Annotated in this window: 25 protein-coding genes; 16 read left to right on the top strand and 9 right to left on the bottom strand. The window is 72.7% G+C overall.

Going from position 1 to position 21392, the window contains the following annotated elements; all coding sequences use genetic code 11:
• Positions 1–3: 3 nt before the first annotated feature.
• From ACIQMJ_RS07425 to ACIQMJ_RS07455, 7 genes are read left to right on the top strand one after another with little or no spacing between them, the layout of a single operon-like run.
• Entirely contained in the window at positions 4–612 is a 609-nt protein-coding gene (locus tag ACIQMJ_RS07425; RefSeq protein WP_499760084.1) for a hypothetical protein, read from the top strand.
• A complete protein-coding gene (locus tag ACIQMJ_RS07430; protein ID WP_499760085.1) occupies positions 609–1136 on the top strand; it encodes a hypothetical protein in 528 nt (175 codons plus the stop codon). The genes ACIQMJ_RS07425 and ACIQMJ_RS07430 overlap by 4 nt, the downstream gene beginning before the upstream one ends.
• Before the next feature lie 3 nt (positions 1137–1139).
• The gene (gene mce1N / locus ACIQMJ_RS07435) at positions 1140–1577 is read left to right on the top strand and encodes a transport-regulating membrane protein Mce1N (RefSeq protein WP_499760086.1); all 438 of its coding nucleotides are present in this window, start codon (positions 1140–1142) and stop codon (positions 1575–1577) included.
• Positions 1570–1956 (top strand): hypothetical protein, encoded by a 387-nt coding sequence (locus ACIQMJ_RS07440; RefSeq protein WP_499760087.1) that lies wholly within the window; start codon positions 1570–1572, stop codon positions 1954–1956. Before mce1N ends, ACIQMJ_RS07440 begins: the two co-directional genes overlap by 8 nt.
• Positions 1957–1967: 11 nt before the next feature.
• A complete protein-coding gene (hemL, locus tag ACIQMJ_RS07445) occupies positions 1968–3257 on the top strand; it encodes a glutamate-1-semialdehyde 2,1-aminomutase (protein ID WP_499760088.1) in 1290 nt (429 codons plus the stop codon).
• Entirely contained in the window at positions 3254–3883 is a 630-nt protein-coding gene (locus ACIQMJ_RS07450) for a histidine phosphatase family protein (RefSeq protein WP_499760089.1), read from the top strand. The genes hemL and ACIQMJ_RS07450 overlap by 4 nt, the downstream gene beginning before the upstream one ends.
• A complete protein-coding gene (locus ACIQMJ_RS07455; RefSeq protein ID WP_499760090.1) occupies positions 3880–4461 on the top strand; it encodes a TlpA disulfide reductase family protein in 582 nt (193 codons plus the stop codon). The genes ACIQMJ_RS07450 and ACIQMJ_RS07455 overlap by 4 nt, the downstream gene beginning before the upstream one ends.
• Positions 4462–4464: 3 nt before the next feature.
• Here ACIQMJ_RS07455 and ACIQMJ_RS07460 read toward each other — a convergent pair whose 3' ends face one another.
• Positions 4465–5430 (bottom strand): M64 family metallopeptidase, encoded by a 966-nt coding sequence (locus ACIQMJ_RS07460; protein ID WP_499760091.1) that lies wholly within the window; start codon positions 5428–5430, stop codon positions 4465–4467.
• A gap of 247 nt (positions 5431–5677) precedes the next feature.
• On the opposite strand from ACIQMJ_RS07460, the gene ACIQMJ_RS07465 reads away from it, so the two are divergent.
• The 4 genes from ACIQMJ_RS07465 (at position 5678) to ACIQMJ_RS07480 (ending at position 10568) form a co-directional block, all read left to right on the top strand.
• Positions 5678–6397, top strand: a complete 720-nt coding sequence (locus ACIQMJ_RS07465; RefSeq protein ID WP_499760267.1) for a cytochrome c biogenesis CcdA family protein — start codon at positions 5678–5680, stop codon at positions 6395–6397.
• A gap of 50 nt (positions 6398–6447) precedes the next feature.
• Entirely contained in the window at positions 6448–7959 is a 1512-nt protein-coding gene (gene resB, locus ACIQMJ_RS07470; protein WP_499760268.1) for a cytochrome c biogenesis protein ResB, read from the top strand.
• Positions 7959–8900: a c-type cytochrome biogenesis protein CcsB gene (gene ccsB / locus ACIQMJ_RS07475; RefSeq protein WP_499760092.1), complete on the top strand. Its 942-nt coding sequence runs from the start codon at positions 7959–7961 to the stop codon at positions 8898–8900. The genes resB and ccsB overlap by 1 nt, the downstream gene beginning before the upstream one ends.
• Positions 8901–9056: 156 nt before the next feature.
• Positions 9057–10568, top strand: a complete 1512-nt coding sequence (locus ACIQMJ_RS07480) for a MinD/ParA family ATP-binding protein (RefSeq protein WP_499760093.1) — start codon at positions 9057–9059, stop codon at positions 10566–10568.
• A 64-nt stretch (positions 10569–10632) separates the two neighbouring features.
• Here the strand turns inward: ACIQMJ_RS07480 and ACIQMJ_RS07485 are convergent, their stop codons facing one another.
• Both ACIQMJ_RS07485 and ACIQMJ_RS07490 read right to left on the bottom strand, forming a co-directional pair.
• Positions 10633–10812 carry a hypothetical protein gene (locus ACIQMJ_RS07485; RefSeq protein WP_141984098.1) on the bottom strand — a complete coding sequence of 60 codons (180 nt, stop codon included), beginning with the start codon at positions 10810–10812 and terminating at the stop codon, positions 10633–10635.
• A gap of 52 nt (positions 10813–10864) precedes the next feature.
• Positions 10865–11083 carry a BldC family transcriptional regulator gene (locus ACIQMJ_RS07490; protein WP_499760094.1) on the bottom strand — a complete coding sequence of 73 codons (219 nt, stop codon included), beginning with the start codon at positions 11081–11083 and terminating at the stop codon, positions 10865–10867.
• Between the two features lie 167 nt (positions 11084–11250).
• Here ACIQMJ_RS07490 and ACIQMJ_RS07495 point away from each other — a divergent pair, with 167 nt between their 5' ends.
• A complete protein-coding gene (locus ACIQMJ_RS07495) occupies positions 11251–11718 on the top strand; it encodes an Lrp/AsnC family transcriptional regulator (protein WP_499760095.1) in 468 nt (155 codons plus the stop codon).
• Between the two features lie 11 nt (positions 11719–11729).
• Positions 11730–11987 (top strand): DUF4229 domain-containing protein, encoded by a 258-nt coding sequence (locus tag ACIQMJ_RS07500; protein ID WP_499760096.1) that lies wholly within the window; start codon positions 11730–11732, stop codon positions 11985–11987.
• Between the two features lie 145 nt (positions 11988–12132).
• On the opposite strand, the gene ACIQMJ_RS07505 is transcribed toward ACIQMJ_RS07500, so the two are convergent.
• Positions 12133–13125, bottom strand: coding sequence for an ADP-ribosylglycohydrolase family protein (locus tag ACIQMJ_RS07505; RefSeq protein ID WP_499760097.1), 993 nt, complete (start codon positions 13123–13125; stop codon positions 12133–12135).
• 23 nt (positions 13126–13148) lie between these two features.
• Here ACIQMJ_RS07505 and cds1 point away from each other — a divergent pair, with 23 nt between their 5' ends.
• Both cds1 and ACIQMJ_RS07515 read left to right on the top strand, forming a co-directional pair.
• A complete protein-coding gene (cds1, locus tag ACIQMJ_RS07510; protein ID WP_499760098.1) occupies positions 13149–14243 on the top strand; it encodes an L-cysteine desulfhydrase Cds1 in 1095 nt (364 codons plus the stop codon).
• A 74-nt stretch (positions 14244–14317) separates the two neighbouring features.
• Positions 14318–14716 carry a hypothetical protein gene (locus tag ACIQMJ_RS07515; RefSeq protein ID WP_499760099.1) on the top strand — a complete coding sequence of 133 codons (399 nt, stop codon included), beginning with the start codon at positions 14318–14320 and terminating at the stop codon, positions 14714–14716.
• On the opposite strand, the gene ACIQMJ_RS07520 is transcribed toward ACIQMJ_RS07515, so the two are convergent.
• The 5 genes from ACIQMJ_RS07520 to ACIQMJ_RS07540 all read right to left on the bottom strand — a co-directional run bounded on the left by ACIQMJ_RS07520 (position 14697) and on the right by ACIQMJ_RS07540 (position 19664).
• The gene (locus ACIQMJ_RS07520) at positions 14697–15359 is read right to left on the bottom strand and encodes a hypothetical protein (RefSeq protein ID WP_499760100.1); all 663 of its coding nucleotides are present in this window, start codon (positions 15357–15359) and stop codon (positions 14697–14699) included. The genes ACIQMJ_RS07515 and ACIQMJ_RS07520 overlap by 20 nt on opposite strands.
• 69 nt (positions 15360–15428) lie before the next feature.
• Complete coding sequence (locus tag ACIQMJ_RS07525) at positions 15429–16301, bottom strand: 1,4-dihydroxy-2-naphthoate polyprenyltransferase (protein ID WP_499760101.1); 873 nt, start codon at positions 16299–16301, stop codon at positions 15429–15431.
• A 64-nt stretch (positions 16302–16365) separates the two neighbouring features.
• Positions 16366–17562, bottom strand: coding sequence for a DUF8814 domain-containing protein (locus tag ACIQMJ_RS07530; RefSeq protein WP_499760102.1), 1197 nt, complete (start codon positions 17560–17562; stop codon positions 16366–16368).
• Positions 17563–17691: 129 nt separating this feature from the next.
• Entirely contained in the window at positions 17692–18753 is a 1062-nt protein-coding gene (menE, locus tag ACIQMJ_RS07535) for an o-succinylbenzoate--CoA ligase (RefSeq protein WP_499760103.1), read from the bottom strand.
• Positions 18753–19664 carry a 1,4-dihydroxy-2-naphthoyl-CoA synthase gene (locus tag ACIQMJ_RS07540; protein ID WP_499760104.1) on the bottom strand — a complete coding sequence of 304 codons (912 nt, stop codon included), beginning with the start codon at positions 19662–19664 and terminating at the stop codon, positions 18753–18755. The genes menE and ACIQMJ_RS07540 overlap by 1 nt, the downstream gene beginning before the upstream one ends.
• Positions 19665–19759: 95 nt before the next feature.
• Here ACIQMJ_RS07540 and menD point away from each other — a divergent pair, with 95 nt between their 5' ends.
• Positions 19760–21382, top strand: coding sequence for a 2-succinyl-5-enolpyruvyl-6-hydroxy-3-cyclohexene-1-carboxylic-acid synthase (menD, locus tag ACIQMJ_RS07545; RefSeq protein WP_499760105.1), 1623 nt, complete (start codon positions 19760–19762; stop codon positions 21380–21382).
• Positions 21383–21392: the final 10 nt, after the last annotated feature.

A 21392-nucleotide genomic window follows, 5' to 3' on the forward strand; every position in this document is an offset into this window, starting at 1 on the left:
CCCATGCCCGAACCGGATCCGTTCGCGTCGCCCTTCCACCGGGTAGACCTGCCGGGGCAGGCGGACGCGCCCCTGCCGCCCGGCTACCGGCTGCCGGCGCCGATGCCGCCGGTGCACCCGGCCGACTTCACGCCGCGCCGCCCGGTCACGACGACCGTCGCGTCCTGGTGCTGGATCGCGGGCGCCGTCCTCGCGGTGATCGCCCTGCCCGCCCTGTTCTACACCGGGATCGACGTGCTGACCGACGAGCTCGTGCGCGACTCGGCGACCGACGCCGACCCGATGACCCGGGGTGAGGCGGAGCTGAGCGCGCGGTTCACGCCGATCCTGTTCATGCTGCCCCTGGTGGTGCTGTCCGCGCCGTTCGTGGTCGCCGCCGGCAAGCTCCGCTCGGGCCGCAACTGGGCCCGCGTCACGCTCACCGTGCTCGCCCTGCCCGCCGGGGCGTTCGGGCTCGTCTGGATGCTGGTGTTCGCCTCCGGTGGCGTGCCGTACGTGCACTGGGTCTGGGGCGTGGTTTGGGCTTGGGTGTTCCTGGGCGTGTGCGCGCTCGGGTTCGTGGCGATGTACCTGCCCGCGTCGAACGCCTACACCAGAGCGGTGACGAGATGACCCAGCCGCCGTTCGACCCGTACGGGCAGCCGATGCGCCCCGTCGAGTACCCGCAGGCCGGTCCCCAACCCCACTACCAGTCCCCGTACCCCGGGCAGATGCGCGCCGTCGACCAGCACACCACCGCGCGGGTCCGCCCCGCGGCCGTCGTCGTCTCCTTCGTGCTGTGGCTCCTCACCGCCCTGTCCTGGCCGGTCGGCTCGCTCGTGCGCAGCCTCGCCGAGGACGGCGCGATCGCCGGCTTCGGCCCGATCATGGCCCTGTTCACCAGCACCTGCCTGGCCATCGCGTGCGTCTGGGGCGCGGTCCTGCTGCTCAACGGCAGCTACCACGCCCGGTTGGGCCTGTGCGGCGGCTCGCTGGTCATCGGCGTGCTCGTGCTCGCCGCCGCGATCATCGCCGCCCGTGACGGCGACGCGGAACCCGTCGCCTGGGTGGTGATCGTGCTGCGGCTGGTGCTGCCCGCCGCCGCCTCGGTGGCGAGCTTCCTGCCCGGCACCCGGACCTACTTCTCGGGGACCTGACCGGTGGACCAGCCGACCCTCTACGCCGAACCCGGCACGTCCTGGTGGCCGCTGCTGTGGGGCCCGGTGTTCGCCGCGCTCGGGTGCGGGGTGGAGGCGCTGACCGGCCCGACCCGCCCGCTGCTGTGGCTCCTCGTCGGCGTGGTGCTGCTCCTGCCCACCGCGCTGTGGGTGCAGGCCCGCCGACGCCTCTACCGGGTCCGCCTCACCCCCGCCGCCCTGCACCAGGGCCGCGAAGAGCTGCGGCTGCGCGACGTGGAGGCCGTCGAAGGCGTCGAGCCGCGCGCCGGCGCGAAGGTGCTCGGCGGCGGCTGGTCGCTGCCCCGCGGCACGGAAGCGGTGCCGCTGCGCCTGGCCGACGGCACGGTGGTGATGGGCTGGGCCCGCGACGCCGACGCGCTGCGCGCCGAGATCGGGAAGCTGTTGAGCACACGTGCGTGACGAGCCGTCCCGGCGTGAGAAGCTGACCGGCGTGACTGCGGCCACCGCCGAGACCGAGACCGTGCCGGAACCCGAGCCCGGGCCGGGCGCGCCGACGCTGCACCAGCCGAGACGCGCGCTCGTCGCGATCGGCGAGGTGGTGCTCGTCGCGCTGCTCGTGCCGCTGGCCGTGTGGTGCTGGAACCGGGGTGTCGTGCACTACAGCTACCCCGTGCCCGACCACCCGCCGCTGGAGTCGACCCGGTTCAAGGGCAACTGGATCGGCGCGTCCGTGGCCGTCGTCACCGTCGCGGGCGTGCTGCTGCTCGACGCGCTGCGCCAGACCGTGCTCGCCGTGCGCACCCGTGGTCGGGAGCAGGTCGAAGAACCCGGCGTGTGAGACTGGACGGCGTGACAGCGACGCGATCCCAGGCACTGTTCGAGCGCGCGGCGGCGGTGATCCCCGGTGGCGTGAACTCCCCGGTGCGGGCTTTCCACTCGGTCGGCGGCACGCCCCGGTTCATGGTGCGCGGCGAGGGCCCGCACCTGTGGGACGCCGACGGCAACCGCTACGTCGACCTGGTGTCGTCGTGGGGCCCGATGATCCTCGGGCACGCCCACCCGGACGTGGTCCACGCCGTCCGCGAGGCCGCCGTGCACGGCCTGTCGTTCGGCACGCCCACCGAGGGCGAGATCGAGCTGGCCGAGGAGATCATCGACCGGGTCGCCCCGGTGCACCAGGTCCGCCTGGTCAACTCCGGCACCGAGGCCACCATGAGCGCGATCCGGCTGGCCCGCGGCTTCACCGGCCGCCGCAAGGTCGTCAAGTTCGCCGGCTGCTACCACGGCCACGTGGACGCGCTGCTCGCCCAGGCGGGCTCCGGGGTCGCCACCCTCGGCCTGCCCACCTCGCCCGGCGTCACCGGCGCGCAGGCCGCCGACACCCTCGTGCTGCCCTACAACGACGTCGAGGCCGTCGAGCTGGCCTTCGCCGAGCACCCGGACGAGATCGCCTGCGTGATCACCGAGGCCGCGGCGGGCAACATGGGCGCGATCGCGCCGAAGCACAACGCCGAGCTCAAGCAGCTGTGCCGGGACAACGGCGCGCTGCTGATCATGGACGAGGTGATGACCGGCTTCCGCGTCTCGCGCGCCGGCTGGTACGGCCTGGAGAACGTCGAGGGCGACCTCTACACGTTCGGCAAGGTCATGTCCGGCGGACTGCCCGCGGCGGCGTTCGGCGGCCGGTCGGACGTGATGTCGAAGCTCGCCCCGTCCGGCCCCGTCTACCAGGCGGGCACGCTGTCCGGGAACCCCGTGGCCGTGGCGGCCGGCCTGGCCACGCTCCGCGCCGCCACGGACGACGTCTACCGCACCCTGGACGCCAACGCCACGCGCCTGGGCGCGCTGTTCACCACCGCGCTGACCGAAGCGGGCGTCGCGCACCGCGTGCAGTTCGCCGGCAACCTGGTCAGCGTGTTCTTCACCGACGCCGAGGTCACCGACTACGCGGGGGCGCAGGCCGCGGAGACGTGGCGCTTCCCGCCGTTCTTCCACGCCCTGCTCGACCGGGGCGTGTACGCGCCGCCGAGCGCGTTCGAGGCGTGGTTCGTCAACGCCGCCATGACCGACGACGACTTCCAGGTCATCGCCGACGCCCTGCCGCACGCCGCCCGCGCCGCCGCGGAGGCCACGAAGTGAGCCGAACAGTCGTCCACCTGCTGCGGCACGGCGAGGTGCACAACCCGACCGGCGTCCTCTACGGCCGCCTGCCCGGCTTCAAGCTGTCCGAACGCGGCCAGAAGCAGGCGCTGACCGTGGCCGAGCACCTGGCCGACCACGACATCGCGCACGTCGTGGCGTCCCCGCTGGACCGCGCGCAGCAGACCGCGTCGCCGATCGCCGACTCGCACCGGCTGGAACTGGCCACCGACGCGCGGCTGATCGAGGCGGACAACAAGTTCGAGGGCCTGAAGGTGGCCGTCGGCGACGGCGCGCTGCGCTCGCCCCGGCACTGGCCCAAGCTGGTCAACCCGTTCCGGCCGTCGTGGGGCGAGCCGTACCTGGAGATCGCGCACCGGATGCTCGGCGCGGTGCAGCGGGCCCGGTCGGCGGCCGAGGGCCACGAGGCGGTGTGCGTGTCGCACCAGCTGCCGATCTGGACGCTGCGGCGGTTCCTGGAGGGCAAGCGGATGTGGCACGACCCGCGCCGCCGGGAGTGCTCGCTGGCGTCGTTGACCAGCCTGGTGTTCGACGGCGAGCAGCTGGTGCGGGTCGTCTACACCGAGCCGGCCGGCGCGACGAACCCGAGGGTGACCGGGGCATGAGGGCACGACCTGCACTGGCGGCCCTCACCGCGGCGCTGCTGCTCGTCACCGGCTGCACGACCGGCGACGACGCGGTGGTGGCCGGCTCGGAGTTCCAGCTCGTCGCGCCCAACGGCGAGACGAAGCTGCGCTACGAGGGCGACGAGCGCAAGGGCATCAAGGGCCTGACCGGCCCGAGCCTGATGGAGGACGGCAGGACGATCTCGCTGGAGGACTACGCGGGCAAGGTCGTCGTGGTCAACATCTGGGGCGCGTGGTGCCCGCCGTGCCGCACCGAGGCCCCCGAGCTGCAGAAGGTGCAGGACGAGACCGGGCCGCTGGGCGTGCAGGTGCTGGGCGTGGACGTCAAGGAGAACTCGACCGAGTCGCCGCGCGACTTCATGACCAACCGGCAGCTGAGCTACCCGTCGATCTACGACGAGTCCGGTCGGGCGATGCTGTCGTTCCGCGGGCTGCCGCCGAACACCGTGCCGTCCACGTTCGTGCTGGACAAGCAGCACCGGGTGGCGGCGGCGTTCCTCGGCGGCGTGATCGCCTCCGACCTGGTCCCGCTGGTGACGGAGCTGGCCGCGGAGTAGCGGTCAGCGCAGTTCCGGCACCTTGGCCTTGAACGCCTCGACCATCGCGTCCCGGCCGACGAGGTTGAACTCGCGGCCGAGCGTGCGCATGATCGAGTTGTCGGTGGGCCGGTACAGGCCGAACCGGTAGTACCGCGCGCCCTCGAACGCGCCGACCACGCCGCCGTCCGGTGACGCCTGGCCCAGGTGGACCGCCCACTTCGCGCCGGTCGGGTCCGCGGTCACGTTGACCTCGGCCGGCTCGGTGCCGCTGAACCGGTCGTAGGGGTAGTCGTACTCGTCGGCGAGCTTGCCGATCGAGTGGCCCAGCTCGTGCACGGCGATCTGCCCGGCCTGGTCGTTCGCGCCCGCGGCGGTCGCCACGCCACCGCCCGCGCCGCCGTACTTGGCCGTGTTGCCGAGCGCGATGACCTGGTCGGCCTGCGGCGCGAGCGCGCCGAACTGGGTGGCCTTGGTCTGGTTCACGCACAGCAGGCGCTCGGTCTGGGTGTCCCGACCCTGGCACCAGAAACCCATGTCGAGGGCCGTGTCGCGGTCCGTGCCCAGGGTCGGGTCGTGGTCCACGCCGGACTCGGCGGACACGACGTTGACCTGCCAGACGTTGAAGTACTGCCGGTAGGACCGGAACGGCTCCACGGCGGACAGCTCGGCCCACTTCTCCACCACGTGCTCGTGGAAGACGCCCAGCTCGGCGGAGGTGTAGCCGTCGCCGACGAACACCAGGTCGAACCGCTGGTCGGGCGCGCCGGTCTCCTGGATGGCCACCACGTCGGCGGCCACCGCCTCCGGCGCGGCCTGGGCCTCGACCGCGACCGGCACGGGCGTCCGCGAGATCGTGCCGTCGGGGGAGAAGACCTCCACCCACTCCACGCCGGGGTCGTCGGGCTCCGCGGCGCCGCCGGGCAGGGGAGCGGCGACGACGGCGAAGGCGACGGCCAGCACGGGCAGGGTGAGCCGGTGAGCACGCATGCGGTCACGCTATGGAGTTGCGCACTCACCCACAAGGGTTGATGGTCGCGTTTAAACGTTCACTGAGACGGGTAAAGGTGCAGTGCGAAGGTCGGCGGCGACGCCCCAAAGCCACTGCTGGCTTGTGATCTGGGTCGCCCATAAGGGATGCCGGTGCACGGCGTCAAGAGTGCCTACCTACGCTGAACCCGTGAACCCGACCGATCTGGCCACCTCCGGCCCGATCCTGCTCGCGACCGGCGTGGCGATGCTGGCCGGGGCGATCTCGTTCGCCTCACCGTGCGTGGTCCCCCTCGTGCCCGGCTACCTCGCGTACCTCGCGGGGCTGGTGGGCGCCGAGGCGCCGGCCGTCAGCGAGGGCGAGACCGCGAAGACCGGTCGCTGGCGCGTCGCCGGCGCCGCCCTGCTGTTCGTGCTCGGCTTCACGGTCGTGTTCGCCCTGACCTCGTTCGTGGTGCTCGGCCTGACCGACCTGTTCTGGTTCCAGGGCGAGCTGCTCCAGCGCATCGGCGGCGTCATCACCATCGTCATGGGCCTGGTGTTCATCGGCCTGGTGCCCGCCCTCCAGCGCGACGTCCGCCTGCACCGCACCCCGCGCGCCGGCCTGTTCGGCGCGCCGTTGCTGGGCGGCGTCTTCGCGCTCGGCTGGACGCCGTGCGTCGGCCCGACCCTGATGGGCGTGCTGGCGCTGACCCGCAGCACGGAGGTCGGCTCGATCACCCTGCGCGGCGGCGTGCTGGTGCTCGCCTACTGCCTCGGCCTCGGCCTGCCGTTCATCCTCATCGCGCTCGGCGCGCGCTGGGCGGTCCGCACGACCGGCTGGCTGCGCTCGCACGTCCGCCAGGTGCAGGTGTTCGGCGGCGTGCTGCTGATGGCCGTCGGCGTGGCCCTGGTCACCGGCCTGTGGGGCGACTTCGTCGGCTGGCTGCGCGACGCCGTGATCAACGACCTGAAACTGCCGTTGTAGTGGCCGCCCTCCTTGCCTTCCTGCGCAACACGTGGCGCGGCCTCACGGCCATGCGCACCGCGTTGACCCTGCTGTTCCTGCTCGCCCTCGGCGCGATGCCGGGCGCGCTGCTGCCCCAGCGCTCGCTCAACGCCCTCAAGGTCGACGAGTACATCGCCGACAAGGGCTGGTGGGGCCGGTTCCTGGACGAGCTCCAGTTCTTCGACGTCTACGCGAGCGTCTGGTTCTCCGCGATCTACGTGCTGCTGTTCGTGTCCCTGGTGGGCTGCCTGCTCCCGCGCACCTGGGAGTACTTCAAGCAGATGCGGGCCAAGCCGGTGCTCACGCCGCGCAACCTGGCCCGGATGCCGCACCACGCGTCCGCCGACACCGCAGAGACGCCGCAGGCCGTGATCGAGCACGCCGAGCGCACGCTCAAGGGCTGGCGCACGGTCACCCGCGACGAGCCGGACGGCGCCCGCACGATCAGCGCCGAGCGCGGGTTCCTGCGCGAGACCGGCAACCTGGTGTTCCACTTCTCCCTGCTGGGCCTGCTGATCGCGTTCGCGCTGGGCAAGATGTTCGGCTACGAGGGCCAGGTCATCGTGCAGGCCGACGGCGGCCAGTTCTGCAACTCGGGCGTCTACAACTACGACACGTTCCGCCCCGGCCTGCGCGTCGACGGCACGCAGCTCAACCAGTTCTGCGTGCGGGTCGACGACTTCGACGCCACGTTCCTGCACAACGGCCAAGCCGAGAGCTTCCGCGCGTCCATCCAGTACCAGTCCGGCGCGGACCTGGAGACCGGCACCTGGCGGCCGTACCCGCTGGAGGTCAACAGCCCGCTGCGCACCGCGGGCGACCGGCTCTACCTCCTCGGCCACGGCTACACGCCGGTGTTCACGGTCACCTTCCCCAACGGCGAGACCCGCACCGGCGCGACCCAGTGGCGCCCGGTCAACCTGGTCACGCTGGCCTCGGAGGGCGCGACCAAGTTCGACCCGCCGAACGTGCCCGACGCCGAGCAGCGCCGCAAGAGCCAGCTCGCGATCACCGGTCTGCTCGCGCCGACCGCCGCCTTCCGCGGCGAGCTGCTGGACTCCGCGTTCCCCGCCGCGAACGACCCGGCGGTGGCGGTCGACGTCTACCGCGGCGACCTCGGCACCGACTCCGGGCGCGGCCAGTCCATCTTCTCCATCGACCAGAAGATGGTGCAGGACGGCAAGCTGACCAAGGTCGCCCGGCAGAACCTCAAGCAGGGCGAGCAGCTGACCCTGGACGACGGCACCGTGATCCGCTTCGACGGCGTCCGCGACTGGGTGTCGTTGCAGGTCTCGCACGACCCCACGCAGGTGTGGGTGCTGGTGTTCTCGGTGCTGGTCATCCTGGGCCTGGGCGTCTCGCTCAGCATCAAGCGCCGCCGCGTGTGGGTGCGGGCGACCCCGGGCGGGGACGGGCGTACCGTGGTCGAGGTCGGCGGCCTCGCGCGCACTGATCAGGCGGGGTACGGCGAGGAGTTCACGGTGCTCGCCCGTGACCTGGTCCCCTCCCGCGACCTGCTCGCTCACAAGGAGGAGGGCTGATGCCGGTCAACACGACCTTGGCGACCTACAGCGACTGGACGTACGGCGCGGCCGTGGCGATCTACTTCTTCGCCGCCGTGCTGTACCTGTGCGAGGCCGCGTTCGCCCGGCCCGCGAAGTCCCGGGAACTGGCCGGGGCGGTCGCGGCGGGCGGCACGCAGGCCGACGGCACGTGGACCCCGGGCCTGGTCGCCAAGCCGGAGCGGTCCCGCGCCGAACGCCTGGGCCGCATGGGCGTGGCGCTCACCGTCCTCGGCGCGCTGCTCCAGACCGCTTCGCTGGTGCTGCGCGGTTTCGCGACCGAACGCGCGCCGTGGGGCAACATGTACGAGTACGGCTCGCTGCTCACGCTGGCCGCGGTCGTGACGTGGCTGGTGCTCTCGCGCACGTTCGACGTCCGCAGGCTCGGCGGCTTCGTGCTCGTGCCGATCGTGATCCTGATGTTCCTCGGCGGCACGGTGCTCTACGCCGACGCCGCGCCCGTGCAGCCCGCGTTGCAGTCGTACTGGCTCGTGGTGCACGTCTCGGTGATCTCGGTGTCCAGCGGCGTGCTGCTGGTGCCCGGCGTGGCCAGCGTGCTGTACCTGCTCAAGACCTCGGGCCGCGCGCGGTTCACCCGGCTGCCCGACGCCGAGCTGCTGGACCGGCTCGCCTACCGCAGCACGGTGTTCGCGTTCCCGCTGTTCACCATCGGCATCATCTGCGGCGCGATCTGGGCCGAGGCGGCGTGGGGCCGGTTCTGGGGCTGGGACCCGAAGGAGACGGTGGCGTTCGTCTCGTGGGTCGTGTTCGCGGCGTACCTGCACGCGCGGGCGACGGCGGGCTGGCGCGGCCGTCCCGCCGCGTGGATCAACTCGCTCGGCTTCGCGCTGACCGTGTTCAACCTGTTCTTCATCAACCTCGTAACGACTGGGTTGCACTCGTACGCGGGCGTCGGCTGATCGGCGTAGACCTTGTGCCACGCGGTGTCCGGGGTCTGTTCGGACGCCTGGTGGGGAGCGCGCACCCAATGTCGTGGAACCACTCGTCGCCGACTACCGTCGGACGCGTGGGGTCGGGGAGGTCTCGATCCGCTTTGCTCAGGGAGGACCCCAGCGGTGACCGGTCGCTACGAGAATCCTGAGCCGTCGTGGCAGCAGCCGACCGGAGCGGAGGGGCAGCAGCAGCCCAACCCGAACCAGTCGGGCGGCTACCAGGTCGAGCCGGGATCGGGAGCCCACTACGTCGACCCCCAGACCGTGTACCTGGACCCGGCGCAGTCCGGTCCGGTGACCGGCCCGCCGTCGGGCGGTTTCCCGGCGCAGTCGGGGCCGTACCCGGTGCCGGGTCAGCAGTCCGGTCCGTACCAGGTCCCCGGTCAGCAGCCCGACCCGTACCAGGGCGCGGGCCAGCAGTCGGGCCCGTACCCCGTGTCCGGTCAGCAGTCCGGGCCCTACCCGGCCCCCGGTGGCCAGTCCGGTGCTTACCAGGTGTCCGGTGGCCAGTCGGGCGCTTACCAGGTCTCCGGCGGGCAGTCCGGTGCCTACCAGGTGTCGGGCGGGCAGTCGGGCGCGTACCAGGTGTCCGGTGGCCAGTCCGGCCCGTACCCCGGCCCGGCGCAGTCCGGGCCGCACCAGTACCAGGGCGGGTTCCCCAACAACTTCCCGCAGAGCGTCCAGCCGCAGCCGCAGCCGCAGCCGCCGCAGCGCGCCAACGCGGGCGACGTCACCTCGCAGCAGCTGATCAAGCGCGCGAAGCGCCCGCCGCAGTCCGGCTGGCGCAAGACGCTGCACTCGGTCACCGGCGGTCTGATCAACCTCGGCGAGAGCCCCGCGGACATCCGCCGGCGCGAGCTGATCGCCCGGATCAACCAGCCGCTGCGCGGGTGCTACAAGATCGCGATGCTGAGCCTCAAGGGCGGTGTCGGCAAGACCACGACGACGACCACGCTCGGCTCGACGTTCTCCTCGCTGCGCGGCGACCGGGTCATCGCGGTGGACGCCAACCCCGACCGCGGCACGCTGGCGCTGAAGGTGCCCAGGGAGACCACGGCGACCGTGCGGCACCTGCTCCGCGACGCCTCGAAGATCACCCGGTACAGCGACGTGCGCGCGTACACCTCGCAGTCGCCCAGCCGGCTGGAGGTGCTGGCGTCCGAGCAGGACCCGGCCGTGTCCGAGGCGTTCAGCGACCAGGACTACCTGCGCACGATCTCGCTGCTGGAGCTGTTCTACAACATCGTGCTCACCGACTGCGGCACCGGTTTGATGCACTCGGCCATGAAGGGCGTGCTCGACCAGGCCGACTCGCTGGTGCTGGTCTCGTCCGGCTCGGTGGACGGGGCGCAGACCTCGGCGGCGACGCTGGACTGGCTGGACGCCCACGGCTACCGCGACCTGGTCGCGAAGTCCGTCGCGGTGATCAACTCGGTGCGGCCGGGCTCGGGCAAGGTCGACCTGGACAAGCTGGCCGCGCACTTCGCCCAGCGGTGCCGCGCGGTGGTGCGCATCCCGTTCGACGCGCACCTGGAGGAGGGCGCGGAGATCGAGCTGGACAAGCTCGCCCCGGACACCCGGCTGGCGCTGCTGGAGCTGGCCGCGACCGTGGCCGACGACTTCCCGAACAACTAGTCCGCGAGCCGACCGGACCGCCGCACAGGACGAGGGGCCTCGACGCGAGGCCCCTTCGTTCGGCTCACTCCTCGTCGTCCGCCTTCTTCTTGCGCTGCTCACCGAGCTTGCGCAGGAAGTCGGGATCGTCGTCCGGTGCCACGAAACGACGGCTGGGGGCGGTATCGACCCGGTCCGGTCCGAACGCACGCCACAGCAGCACGGCGATGGTGAGCGCACCGATCACCGCGAGCAGGTAGAGCATGGTCGCCACCTCCTTTGCCACGAGATTACCCGTGTCCTGGAGGCGCGCGTCGTCAGTGCCGAACGGGCTCGGTGGCCTCCGTGGTCAACTGGGACAACAGCAGCTGGACCTCGGACTCGCGGAACCTCCGGTGGCCGCCGGGCGTGCGGATCGAGCCGATCCGGCCCGCGGTGGCCCAGCGGGTGACCGTCTTCGGGTCGACCCGGAACAGGTTCGCGACCTCACCCGGTGTCAGCAGGCGCTCCCCCTGGTGTCCCTGCGTCACGGTCACGGCATCCTCCCCGATGGTGAACAGACGTACCGGACGCATCGTGGCACCTCACCCATCGGGTACTCGAACGCTTGGGTGATGGTAAAGAGGTAGTAAGGGACGAAGCACGCGGTTCGGACATCACCGCCGTGTCACCCCGGCGCGCCGGTGGGCCTACCCTGTGCCCGGTGGACGCTCTTGATCGCCAGATCATCGCCGCCCTGCGGGAGAACGGTCGGGCCACCTACGCCGACCTGGGCCGCAAGGTGGGCCTGTCGGCCTCCGCCGTGCACGAGCGGGTCGGCAAGCTCGAGGCCACCGGGGTCATCGTCGGCTACCACGCGGTCGTGGACCCGAGCGCCGTCGGCCTCGGCGTGACCGCCCTGGTCAGCATCCACCCCACCGACACCGCGGACGACGACGAGCTGGCCCTCGCCCTGGCGGAGCTGGTCGAGGTGGAGTCCTGCTACCGGGTGGCGGGTGACGAGTCGTTCATCGTCAAGGTCCGGGTCGCCACGGTGGACGACCTGGAGCGCTCGCTGGGCAGGCTGCGCCGCATCCAGGGCGTCGCGCGCACGCGCACCACGGTCGTGCTGTCCACCCGGTTCGAGGGCCGTCCGAACACCGCGGCGGCCGGACCTCCGGGCGACGCGTAACCTGGGTAACCGTGCACCTGGGACGTGATGTGACGCTCTACATCGGCGCGCGCCTGGGCATGGTCGCCGCGGTCACCGCGCTGCTCGTGCTCGTGAACGTGCCGCTGCTGGTCGCCCTCGCCGTGGGCGTGGTCGTGGCGCTGCCGCTGTCGCTGTTCGTGTTCAGCGGGCTGCGCACGCGGGTCGCGCAGGGCCTGGAGGAGAAGCAGGCCGTGCGCCGCGCCGAGCGCGAGAAGCTGCGCGCCCAGTTGCGCGGCGACACCGCCTGACCGCTAGACCACCAGCAGGATCGCCCCGCCGAGGTTGGCCGGCAGCATCACGGCCAGCACCGCGCCGAGGCCCGTGCTCTCGCGCAGCCGCAGGGCCAGTTCGTGCGCCGGTCGTCCTGACCTGGTCGACCCGGTCCGCTCCCGCTCACCGCGCGAAGGCGGCCTCCGCCTCGTCGACCAGGCGTTCCACCACGTCCCGCAGCTCCAGCGCCTCCAGCCAGCGCTCCGGGATGGCGCCCACGCCGTCCCGCGCGCCGAGCAGGTTCCCGCACAGCGCGCCGGTCGAATCGCTGTCGCCCGAGTGGTTGACCGCGAGCAGCAGCCCGTCGGCCAGGTCGCGCGCGGCCAGCGCGGTCAGCACCGCGATGGCCAGCGCCTCCTCGCCCACCCACCCGCCGCCCAGCGTCGTCTCGATCACCTCGGGCGTCGGCCGCACGCCGCCCGCGCCCAGCTCCACGGCCAGGTCGAGCAGGGCCAGCTGCTCCTCGTGACCGTCCCACCGGATCAGCTCGGCGCGGGCCACCTCGATCGCGGCCGGCAGCGCCACGCCCGCCAGCACCTGCTGGACCAGCACCGCCAGCACGCCCGCGGACAGGTAGCCGCTGGGGTGGCCGTGGGTCAGCGCGCCGGTCGCGGCGGCCAGCTCGAACACCTCGCGCACGTCGTCGGACCACAGCGCCACCGGCGCCGCGCGCATCACCGCGCCGCAGCCCTTGGAGTCGTTGATCGGGGAGTCCACCGTGCCCAGCCCGCCCGAGCGCAGCGCCGTCAGGCACGTGTTGCCGGGTGCGCGCCGCTCGTGCAGCTCGGGCACGTCCAGCAGCCACCCGTCCGGTCGGACCTCCGGGCCGCCCTGCGTGCGCAGCCACCGCGCGTACGCCACCCGCACCTCGTGCACCGGGTCGCTGCCGCGCTCGCGGGCCAGCAGCAGGCCCTCCAGCGTGAACAGCGTCATCTGGGTGTCGTCGGTGATCGCGCCGAGCCTGCCGTAGGCGGGCGCGTAGTCGGTGAGGCCCGCGGGCCCGAACCGGCCCCGGATGCGGTCGATGCGGTCGAACTCGATCGAACCGCCGAGCGCGTCGCCGACCGCACCGGCCAGCAGACTGCCTCGCAGGGAGCCGATCCGAAGTGGGTTCACGTCGCAGAAGTTATCGTGCCGGCGTGACCTCTTCGGTAGACCGATGCAGCTCCCGGACCAGGGAATGGGTGTGCGAGGCCGTCCGCATCATCGAGGCGGACGCCAACCGCAGCGCCGACACGCACCTGCTGCACTTCCCCCTCCCACCGGAGTGGGGCATCGACCTGTACCTGAAGGACGAGTCGACCCACCCCACCGGCTCGCTCAAGCACCGGCTCGCGCGCTCGCTGTTCCTGTACGCGATCTGCAACGGCTGGGTCGTCGGCGGCACGCCCGTGATCGAGGCGTCGTCCGGCTCGACGGCCGTGTCGGAGGCGTACTTCGCGCGGCTGCTCGGGTTGCCGTTCATCGCGGTGATGCCCCGTTCCACCAGCAAGGAGAAGGTGGCGCTGATCGAGCGCCAGGGTGGGAGGTGCCACTTCGTGGACGAGCCGGGCGCGATCTACGACGAGTCCCGGCGGCTCGCGGCGGAGCTCGGCGGGCACTTCATGGACCAGTTCACCCACGCCGAGCGGGCGACCGACTGGCGCGGGAACAACAACATCGCCGAGTCGGTGTTCCAGCAGATGGCGCTGGAGGCCGCGCCCGAGCCGGAGTGGGTCGTGGTGGGCGCGGGCACGGGCGGCACGAGCGCCACCATCGGCCGCTACATCCACTACCGCAAGCTGCGGACCCGGCTGGCCGTGGTGGACCCGGAGCACTCGGTGTTCTTCGACGCGTGGTGCGACCGCGACGCGACGTTGACCGGGACGCGGGGCTCGCGCATCGAGGGCATCGGCCGGCCGCGGGTGGAGCCGTCGTTCATCGGCGACGTGATCGACCGGATGATCAAGGTGCCGGACGCGGCGTCGGTGGCGACGATCCGGCACGTCGAGCACGTGCTGGGACGCCGGGTCGGCGGGTCGACCGGCACGAACCTGTGGGGCGCGTTCCAGCTGATCGCCGAGATGCGGGCGTCCCGGTTGCGCGGCAGCGTGGTGACGTTGCTGTGCGACGGCGGCGAGCGCTACGCGCACACCTACTACGACGACGAGTGGGTGGCCGGGCAGGGCATGGACCTGGAGCCGCACCTGGCCGCGCTGGAGCGGTTCCGCGCGACCGGTACTTGGGGCCGTTGAATCCTGCTTTCATGGGAACGCGGGGCGCGTGCCGTGCGTCGCAGCGGGGATCGGCGCGTGGGAAGGGGTGTGCGGTGAGCGCGTGGCGGACGGCGGAGGTGCTCACGGCGGAGGACGTGCTGGCCAGGTCGGTCGCCGACGCCGACCGGGCGATGCGCGAGGCGGCGAAGCTGCGGTACCCGCAGCGCGAGCCCTCCGCCGAGGACGTGCGGCGGGTGATGCAGTACGCGAAGTCGAACGCGGCGTCGCCGGAGCTGCAGGCGTTGCAGCGGCGGATCGCGGGCGGCTACCTGAGCTGGCGGCAGGTGCTCGTGGGCGAGGCGGCCGACGACCGGGGCGTGAAGGCGGCCCTGGAAGCGGACCGCGAGGCCCTGGCCGCCCTGTGCCGGGGCGAGGAGCCCCGCGTCGAACCGCCCAAGCCGAAGCCGCGAGACGACGACGAGCCGATCTCGTTCACCGAGGACGCCTGGTAGCCGCCACCCCGAGCCCCGTTCCGAGCACGCCGAGAGCACCCAGGACGACCACGCCGGCGCAGCCGAGCAGGATGGTCGTCGGCACGGTCGTCCACCCCGCGCTGTCGGCCGGCACGGGGCGGACCCGGCCGGCGGGGTCCGTGAGGACCGCGATCGGGTCGCCCTTCTCCGTCCCGTCCGGCGGGGGGATCGCCAGCGGCCCGAGGTCGTCGCCGGTGGCGCGGTCGGCGACGTAGTACCACCGCTTCACCACGCCGCCGGACTCGCCGTTGAACTCCACGACGGACGAGAGGACGGCTTCGGTCCGCGCACCGAAGTGCGCGTGGTAGATCTGCGCGCCGGAGAAGTTGAGCACGCCGCTCGCGACCACCAGCGCACCGCACCCGGCGACGAAGAGCACCACGAGCGCCTTGCCGATCGGACCGGACCCGGAGGTCTGCCCCGGGTCCTCCTCGGACGCCATGCCCAGGAGGACCCCGATGAACAGCAGCACCACCACGACCGGGATGCCGAGGGAGGCCGGCAGGGCTTCACCCGCGTCGAGCAGCATCCACCCGGCGAGCGTCGCGAACGCCACCGACCAGCACAGGACCAGCACGACCACGCACGCGCACAGCGTTCCGAACCGCCTCAGCCCACCCACACGACCGTTCTAGCGCTTCCGGCGGCCGTCCGTCCCCGACTGTCCGGTACCGGCCGCGAACGGACCGGGTCAGCCCAGCACGAGCGCGACGGGCACGGCGATGCCCCACACCAGCATCGCCAGGCCGGTGTCGCGCAGCACCGGGATCAGGTCGCGGCCCTTGCTGCCGCCCAGCACGCGCCGCGCGCCCAGGATCGCGAGCGGCAGCGCCAGGAAGCCGATCAGGGCCAGCGGCACGCGCAGGCCGATCGCCAGCGTGATCAGGAACGGGATCGACACCAGCGCCAGGTACAGCCGGCGCGAGTCGCGGTCGCCCAGCGTGGACGCCAGGGTCCGCTTGCCCGCCTGGATGTCGGTCGGGATGTCGCGCAGGCTGTTCGCGATCATCACGCCGGTGGAGAACGCGCCCATCGCCACCGCGCCGCCGATGCCGATGCCGGTGACCTCGCCGGTCATCACGTACAGCGTGCCCAGCACCGCCGCCGGGCCGAAGAACAGGAACACGGCCAGCTCGCCCAGGCCCGAGTACCCGTACGGCTTGCGGCCACCGGTGTAGAACCACGCCGCCGCGATGCACACCGCGCCGAACGCCACCATCCAGTACCGGCCGGTCAGGACCACCAGCGCCAGGCCGGCCAGCGCGGCCACCCCCAGCGCGGCGAACGCCGCCGCGCGCACCGCCTTCGGGTTGGCCGCACCCGACCCGACCAGGCGGAACGGGCCGACGCGGTTCGCGTCGGTGCCCCGGATGCCGTCGGAGTAGTCGTTGGCGTAGTTCACGCCCACCTGCAACGCCACCGACACGACCAGCGCCAGCAACGCCCGGGTGAGGTCGAAGCCGTCGATGTGGTGCGCGGCGCCCGCGCCGACCAGCACCGGGGCGATGGAGTTCGGCAGCGTGCGGGGGCGGGTCCCCGATACCCACTGGGCGACTGTGGCCATGCCGGACATCCTCCGACATGGTGAACGGGGACCCGCTCCCGGGTGTGGCGTGATCAGCGGGTGATCAGCAGGCGGTGGCGCCCGACACGCCGGAGACGTACGCCCGCGCGACGTACTTGCCCGTCGCGATCCGGTACCAGATGTTCGAGGTGCCCTGCGAGCCCGTCACGGACTGGCCGGTGACCTGGCACTCGACCCGCACCTGCGCGTAGTTCGCGGCCAGGCCGACCTGGGTGGCGGTGGACGTCGCGCCGCTGCGCACGTTGAGCGGGTCGCCCGCGGTGCGGATGAACCCGGCCGGGCCCGAGCCGGTCCACTGGTAGGTGACGGTGACCCACGAGTTGTCGGTCAGCTTCAGGCCGTCCCAGAACGTGCCGTCGGCCAGGTCGATGCCCGCCGGGTTGGCCACGGCGCGACCGAACTGGTCCTTGCCGCCGTTGTAGCCGTCCTGGTAGGCGGCCTGCGCCTCGGGCTTGCCCTGCGGCAGGTCCTTCCACATCTCCCGGGTGGACGACGGGTTCCAGTAGTCGTCCTTGGTGTTCCACGGGCCGACGTCCCACACCGGCGCCCACTCGCACCGGCCGTTCCCCGCGCACACCCGCACGCTGTAGGTGCCGGTGCCCTTGGCGGACAGGCCGCGCCGCGACGGCAGGGCGACGAAGTGGTCGCGGCTGACGATCACGTGCCCGTTCGCGGTGGTGCCGCCGACCAGGCCCTCGCGGGTGGCGAAGATCCGGTAGGACAGGCCCGCGGCCTCCGCGACGACGCCCGCGGCCGTGGTCGTGGTGAACGCCCGCAGGTCGAGCCGGCTCACCGAGGGCGACGCCTTCTCGGCCGTCAGCGCCAGCCGGACCTGCACGGTCGTGACCGACGTGGGCAGCACGGCGGGCGTGTCGGGCCGCGCCTCGACCCACTCGGTCCACTGCTCGTCGCCCACCGCGCCGCGCACGTCGACGGCGACCTCCGCGCCGGCGGGCACGTCGCTCGCCACGCTCGCGGCGACGGCGTTGACCGGCGCGTCGAACGTGCGGGGCGCCAGTTGCAGGAAACCGGTGCGGATGGCCGCCCGCGCGCTGGCGGGGGTGGGCGCGGCGCGGTCGAGCCGCACCGTGCCGTCGTGCGTCGTGACGCCGTTGTCGTCGGCGTCCACGGTGGACAGGTCGGCTCGCCACTCGACCTCGCCCGCGGCCGCGGCGGGCACCGCGAGCCCGGCGGTCAGGACGGTGGCGAGGGCGAGCGGTATCAGGTAGCGCCTGGTCATCGCAGCACTCCTCGTCCGGACGGCGCGGTGCGGTGGTGACCGCGGCAGGGCCGCGCGTCCCGGCGCAGCCGAGCCAATCGCCTGGCGTGGTTAGCTGTCAACCAACAATCTTGCTAATAAGACAGAAACTCACCCAAACGAGCTAGCGACCGCCCTCCGATCCACCTTGCCCGGCCCGCGCAGGGGCAGTTCCGCCACGAACACGACCCGCTTCGGCATGGCGAACCGGCCCACCACCTCGCCGACCGCCGCGCACAGCCCGTCCGCGTCGGGCGGGTCACCCGGATCCTCCGGCACCACGGCCGCGGCCACCACTTGACCCCACTCCGGGTCGGCCAGCCCCACCACGCACGCCTCCCGCACGCCCGGCTGGGCCGCGAGCACGCGTTCGACCGCGGTGGGCGCGACGTTCTCCCCGCCGCTGATGATCACGTCGTCGGCCCGGCCCAGCACCTCCACCGTGCCGTCGGCCCGGACGCGCCCGAGGTCACCGGTGCGGAACCACTCGCCGAACGGCTCGCCGCCCTGGTAGCCCAGCGCCAGCACCGGGCCGCCGATCTCGATCCGGCCACCGGTCAGCCGCACCCGCACGCCGTCGAGCGGCAGCCCGTCGTAGACGCAGCCGCCGGACGTCTCGCTCATGCCGTACGTGGTCACCACCCGGACCCCGAGCTGCCGGGACCGCTCCAGCAGGCTCGGCGGGGTGGCCGCGCCGCCGATCAGCACCGCGTCGAACTGCCGCACCGCGGCCAGCCCCGGCCCGTCGGCGGCGACCAGCCGGGCCAGCTGCGTGGGCACGAGGGCCGTGTAGTGCCGACCGGGCGAGGCCAGCACCGGCCGGGCCGCGACGGCGAAGTCCGCGGCGCGGAAGCCCGGGGTCAGGTCCATCACACCCGGCTCGGTGCCCGCCACGACCGACCGCACCAGCACCTGGATGCCCGCGATGTGCGTGGTCGGCAGGGCCAGCAGCCACGTGCCGGGCCCGCCGAGGCGGGCGTGGGTCAGCTCGGCGGACGCGGTGAGCGCGTCCGCGCCGAGCAGCACGGTCTTCGGCTCGCCGGTGGAACCGGACGTGGTGACCGCGAGCACCGCCCCGGTCTCCCAGCCGCGCAACGGCGGCACGTCGCCGCCGTGCGCCACCACCAGGCCCCGGCCGGCCAAGGCGTCGCGCACCTGCTCGTGGCCGGTCATCAGTAGTGGTAGGGGTAGTCGGACCAGTCCGGCGGGCGCTTCTCCAGGAAGGCGTCCCGGCCTTCCACCGCCTCGTCGGTCATGTACGCCAGGCGCGTGGTCTCGCCCGCGAAGATCTGCTGCCCGACCAGGCCGTCGTCGATCAGGTTGAACGCGTACTTCAGCATCCGCTGCGCCGTCGGCGACTTGCCGTTGATCTCCTTGGCCCACTCCAGCGCCGTGGACTCCAGTTCGGCGTGCGGCACGACCGCGTTCACGGCGCCCATCCTGTGCATGTCCTCCGCGGAGTAGGCGCGGCCGAGGAAGAAGATCTCGCGGGCGAACTTCTGGCCGACCTGGCGGGCCAGGTACGCCGAGCCGTAGCCGCCGTCGAAGCTGCCGACGTCGGCGTCGGTCTGCTTGAACCGGGCGTGCTCGGCGCTGGCCAGCGTGAGGTCGCACACCACGTGCAGGCTGTGCCCGCCGCCCGCGGCCCAGCCCGGGACGACCGCGATGACGACCTTCGGCATGAACCGGATCAGGCGCTGGCACTCCAGGATGTGCAGGCGGCCCGCCCGCGCCGGGTCGATCGTCTCCGCCGTCTCGCCCGACGCGTACTGGTAGCCGCTGCGGCCGCGGATGCGCTGGTCGCCGCCCGAGCAGAACGCCCAGCCGCCGTCGCGCGGGGACGGGCCGTTGCCGGTGAGCAGCACGCAGCCGACGTCCGAGCTCATCCGGGCGTGGTCCAGCGCGCGGTACAGCTCGTCCACGGTGTGCGGCCGGAACGCGTTGCGCACCTCGGGCCGGTTGAACGCGATGCGCACCGTGCCCTGGTCGACCGCGCGGTGGTAGGTGATGTCGGTGAAGTCGAACCCCTCGACCTGCTTCCAGCGGGCGGGGTCGAACAGCTCGGATACGTCCTGATCTGCCACGGCACGGACAATATGCCCGCACGGCGGCTGAGAGGCGGCGCGGTCCGGCTCAGCGCGTGGAATCACCTGGTCGCGGGCTGAGCGACAATGTCGGGGTGAACCCGTCCACCGCGCAGGCCAGGGTGCTCGTCGACGAGCTGATCCGCAACGACGTCCGGCACGTCGTGCTGAGCCCCGGATCGCGCAACGCCCCGCTGTCGTTCGCCCTGCACGAGGCAGCCGCGGCCGGACGCCTCACCCTGCACGTCCGCGTCGACGAGCGCACCGCGGGCTTCCTCGCCCTGGGCCTGGCCAAGGGCAGCGGCGAGGTGACCGCCGTCACCTGCACGTCCGGCACCGCGGTGGCGAACCTGCACCCCGCGATCCTGGAGGCCGGGCACTCGAACGTGCCGGTCATCGCGCTCACCGCGGACCGCCCGGTCGAGCTGTACCGCACGGGCGCCAGCCAGACCGTGGACCAGCAGCGCATCTTCGGCACGGACACGCTCCAGTTCCCCATCGCCGAGCGCCGGGACAACCAGAACGGCCTGTGGCGGTCCCTGGTGTGCCGCGCGGTGGCCACCGCGCGCGAGCGGGGCCCGGTGCACGTCAACGTCCCGTTCCGCGAGCCCCTGGTGCCCGAGGGCGGCGACGACTGGCCGGAGAGCCTGGACGGCCGCCCGTTCGACATGCCGTGGACCCGCACGGCCCACCGCACGACCACCGCCACGAGCGCCGCCGACCACCTCGGCCCGCGCACCCTGGTGATCGTCGGCGACACCGAGCAGGACCTGTCCGACCTGGCCGAACGCGCCGGCTGGCCGGTGATCGCCGAACCGACCGGGCACGGCCTGCGGCACGGCGCGCTGCTGCTCAACGCGGGCGAGCTGCCCGACCACCTGCGGCCGCAGGCCGTGGTCGTGGTCGGCCGCGCCACCCTGTCGCGGGGCGTGTCCAGGCTCCTCGCGCGGACCCCGGTCGTGCACGTGCTGTCCGACGACCTGGACTGGCCGGACGCGCAGTTCACCGCTACGCACACGTCCACCGACCTGGTGCTGGGCGAGCACGACGTGGACGACGACTGGCTCACCGCCTGGCAGCACGCGGACAAGGCGGTCGCCGACGTGGTGGACGACCTGCTGGCGCACGAGTCGTGGCCGACCGGCCTGCACGTGGCCCGCGACCTGGTCGCCGCGCTGCCGCCGGGCGCGAACCTGTTCCTCGGCTCGTCCAACCCGGTCCGCGACGTCGACCTGGTCGCCGAGCCGCGCCGCGACGTGCGCACCTTCGCCAACCGGGGCGTGGCGGGCATCGACGGCAGCGTCTCCACCGCCGCGGGCATCGCGCTGACCCGCGGCCCGACCTACGCCCTGATCGGCGACCTGACGTTCCTGCACGACGCCAACGGCCTGCTCATCGGCCCCGGCGAGCCGCGGCCGGACCTGACCGTCGTGGTGCTCAACGACGACGGCGGCGGCATCTTCGCGTTGCTGGAGCAGGGCGCGAAGGAGCACGAGCGGACCTTCGAGCGCGTGTTCGGCACGCCGCACGGCGTGGACCTGGAGTCGTTGTGCGCGGCGCACCACGTGCCGCACACCGAGGCGCGCACACCGGACGAGTTGAGACGCGCGCTCGACCGGCCGAGCGGAATCCGAGTGGTGGAAATCCGGGCGGAACGCCACGAATTGCGCGATCTGCACGCCCGGCTGAAGGCCGCGGTGTCAACCGCGTTCCAATAGTCGAAATCCT

It is taken from the genome of Actinosynnema sp. NPDC091369, from assembly GCF_044757065.1.
GTDB lineage: Bacteria > Actinomycetota > Actinomycetes > Mycobacteriales > Pseudonocardiaceae > Actinosynnema.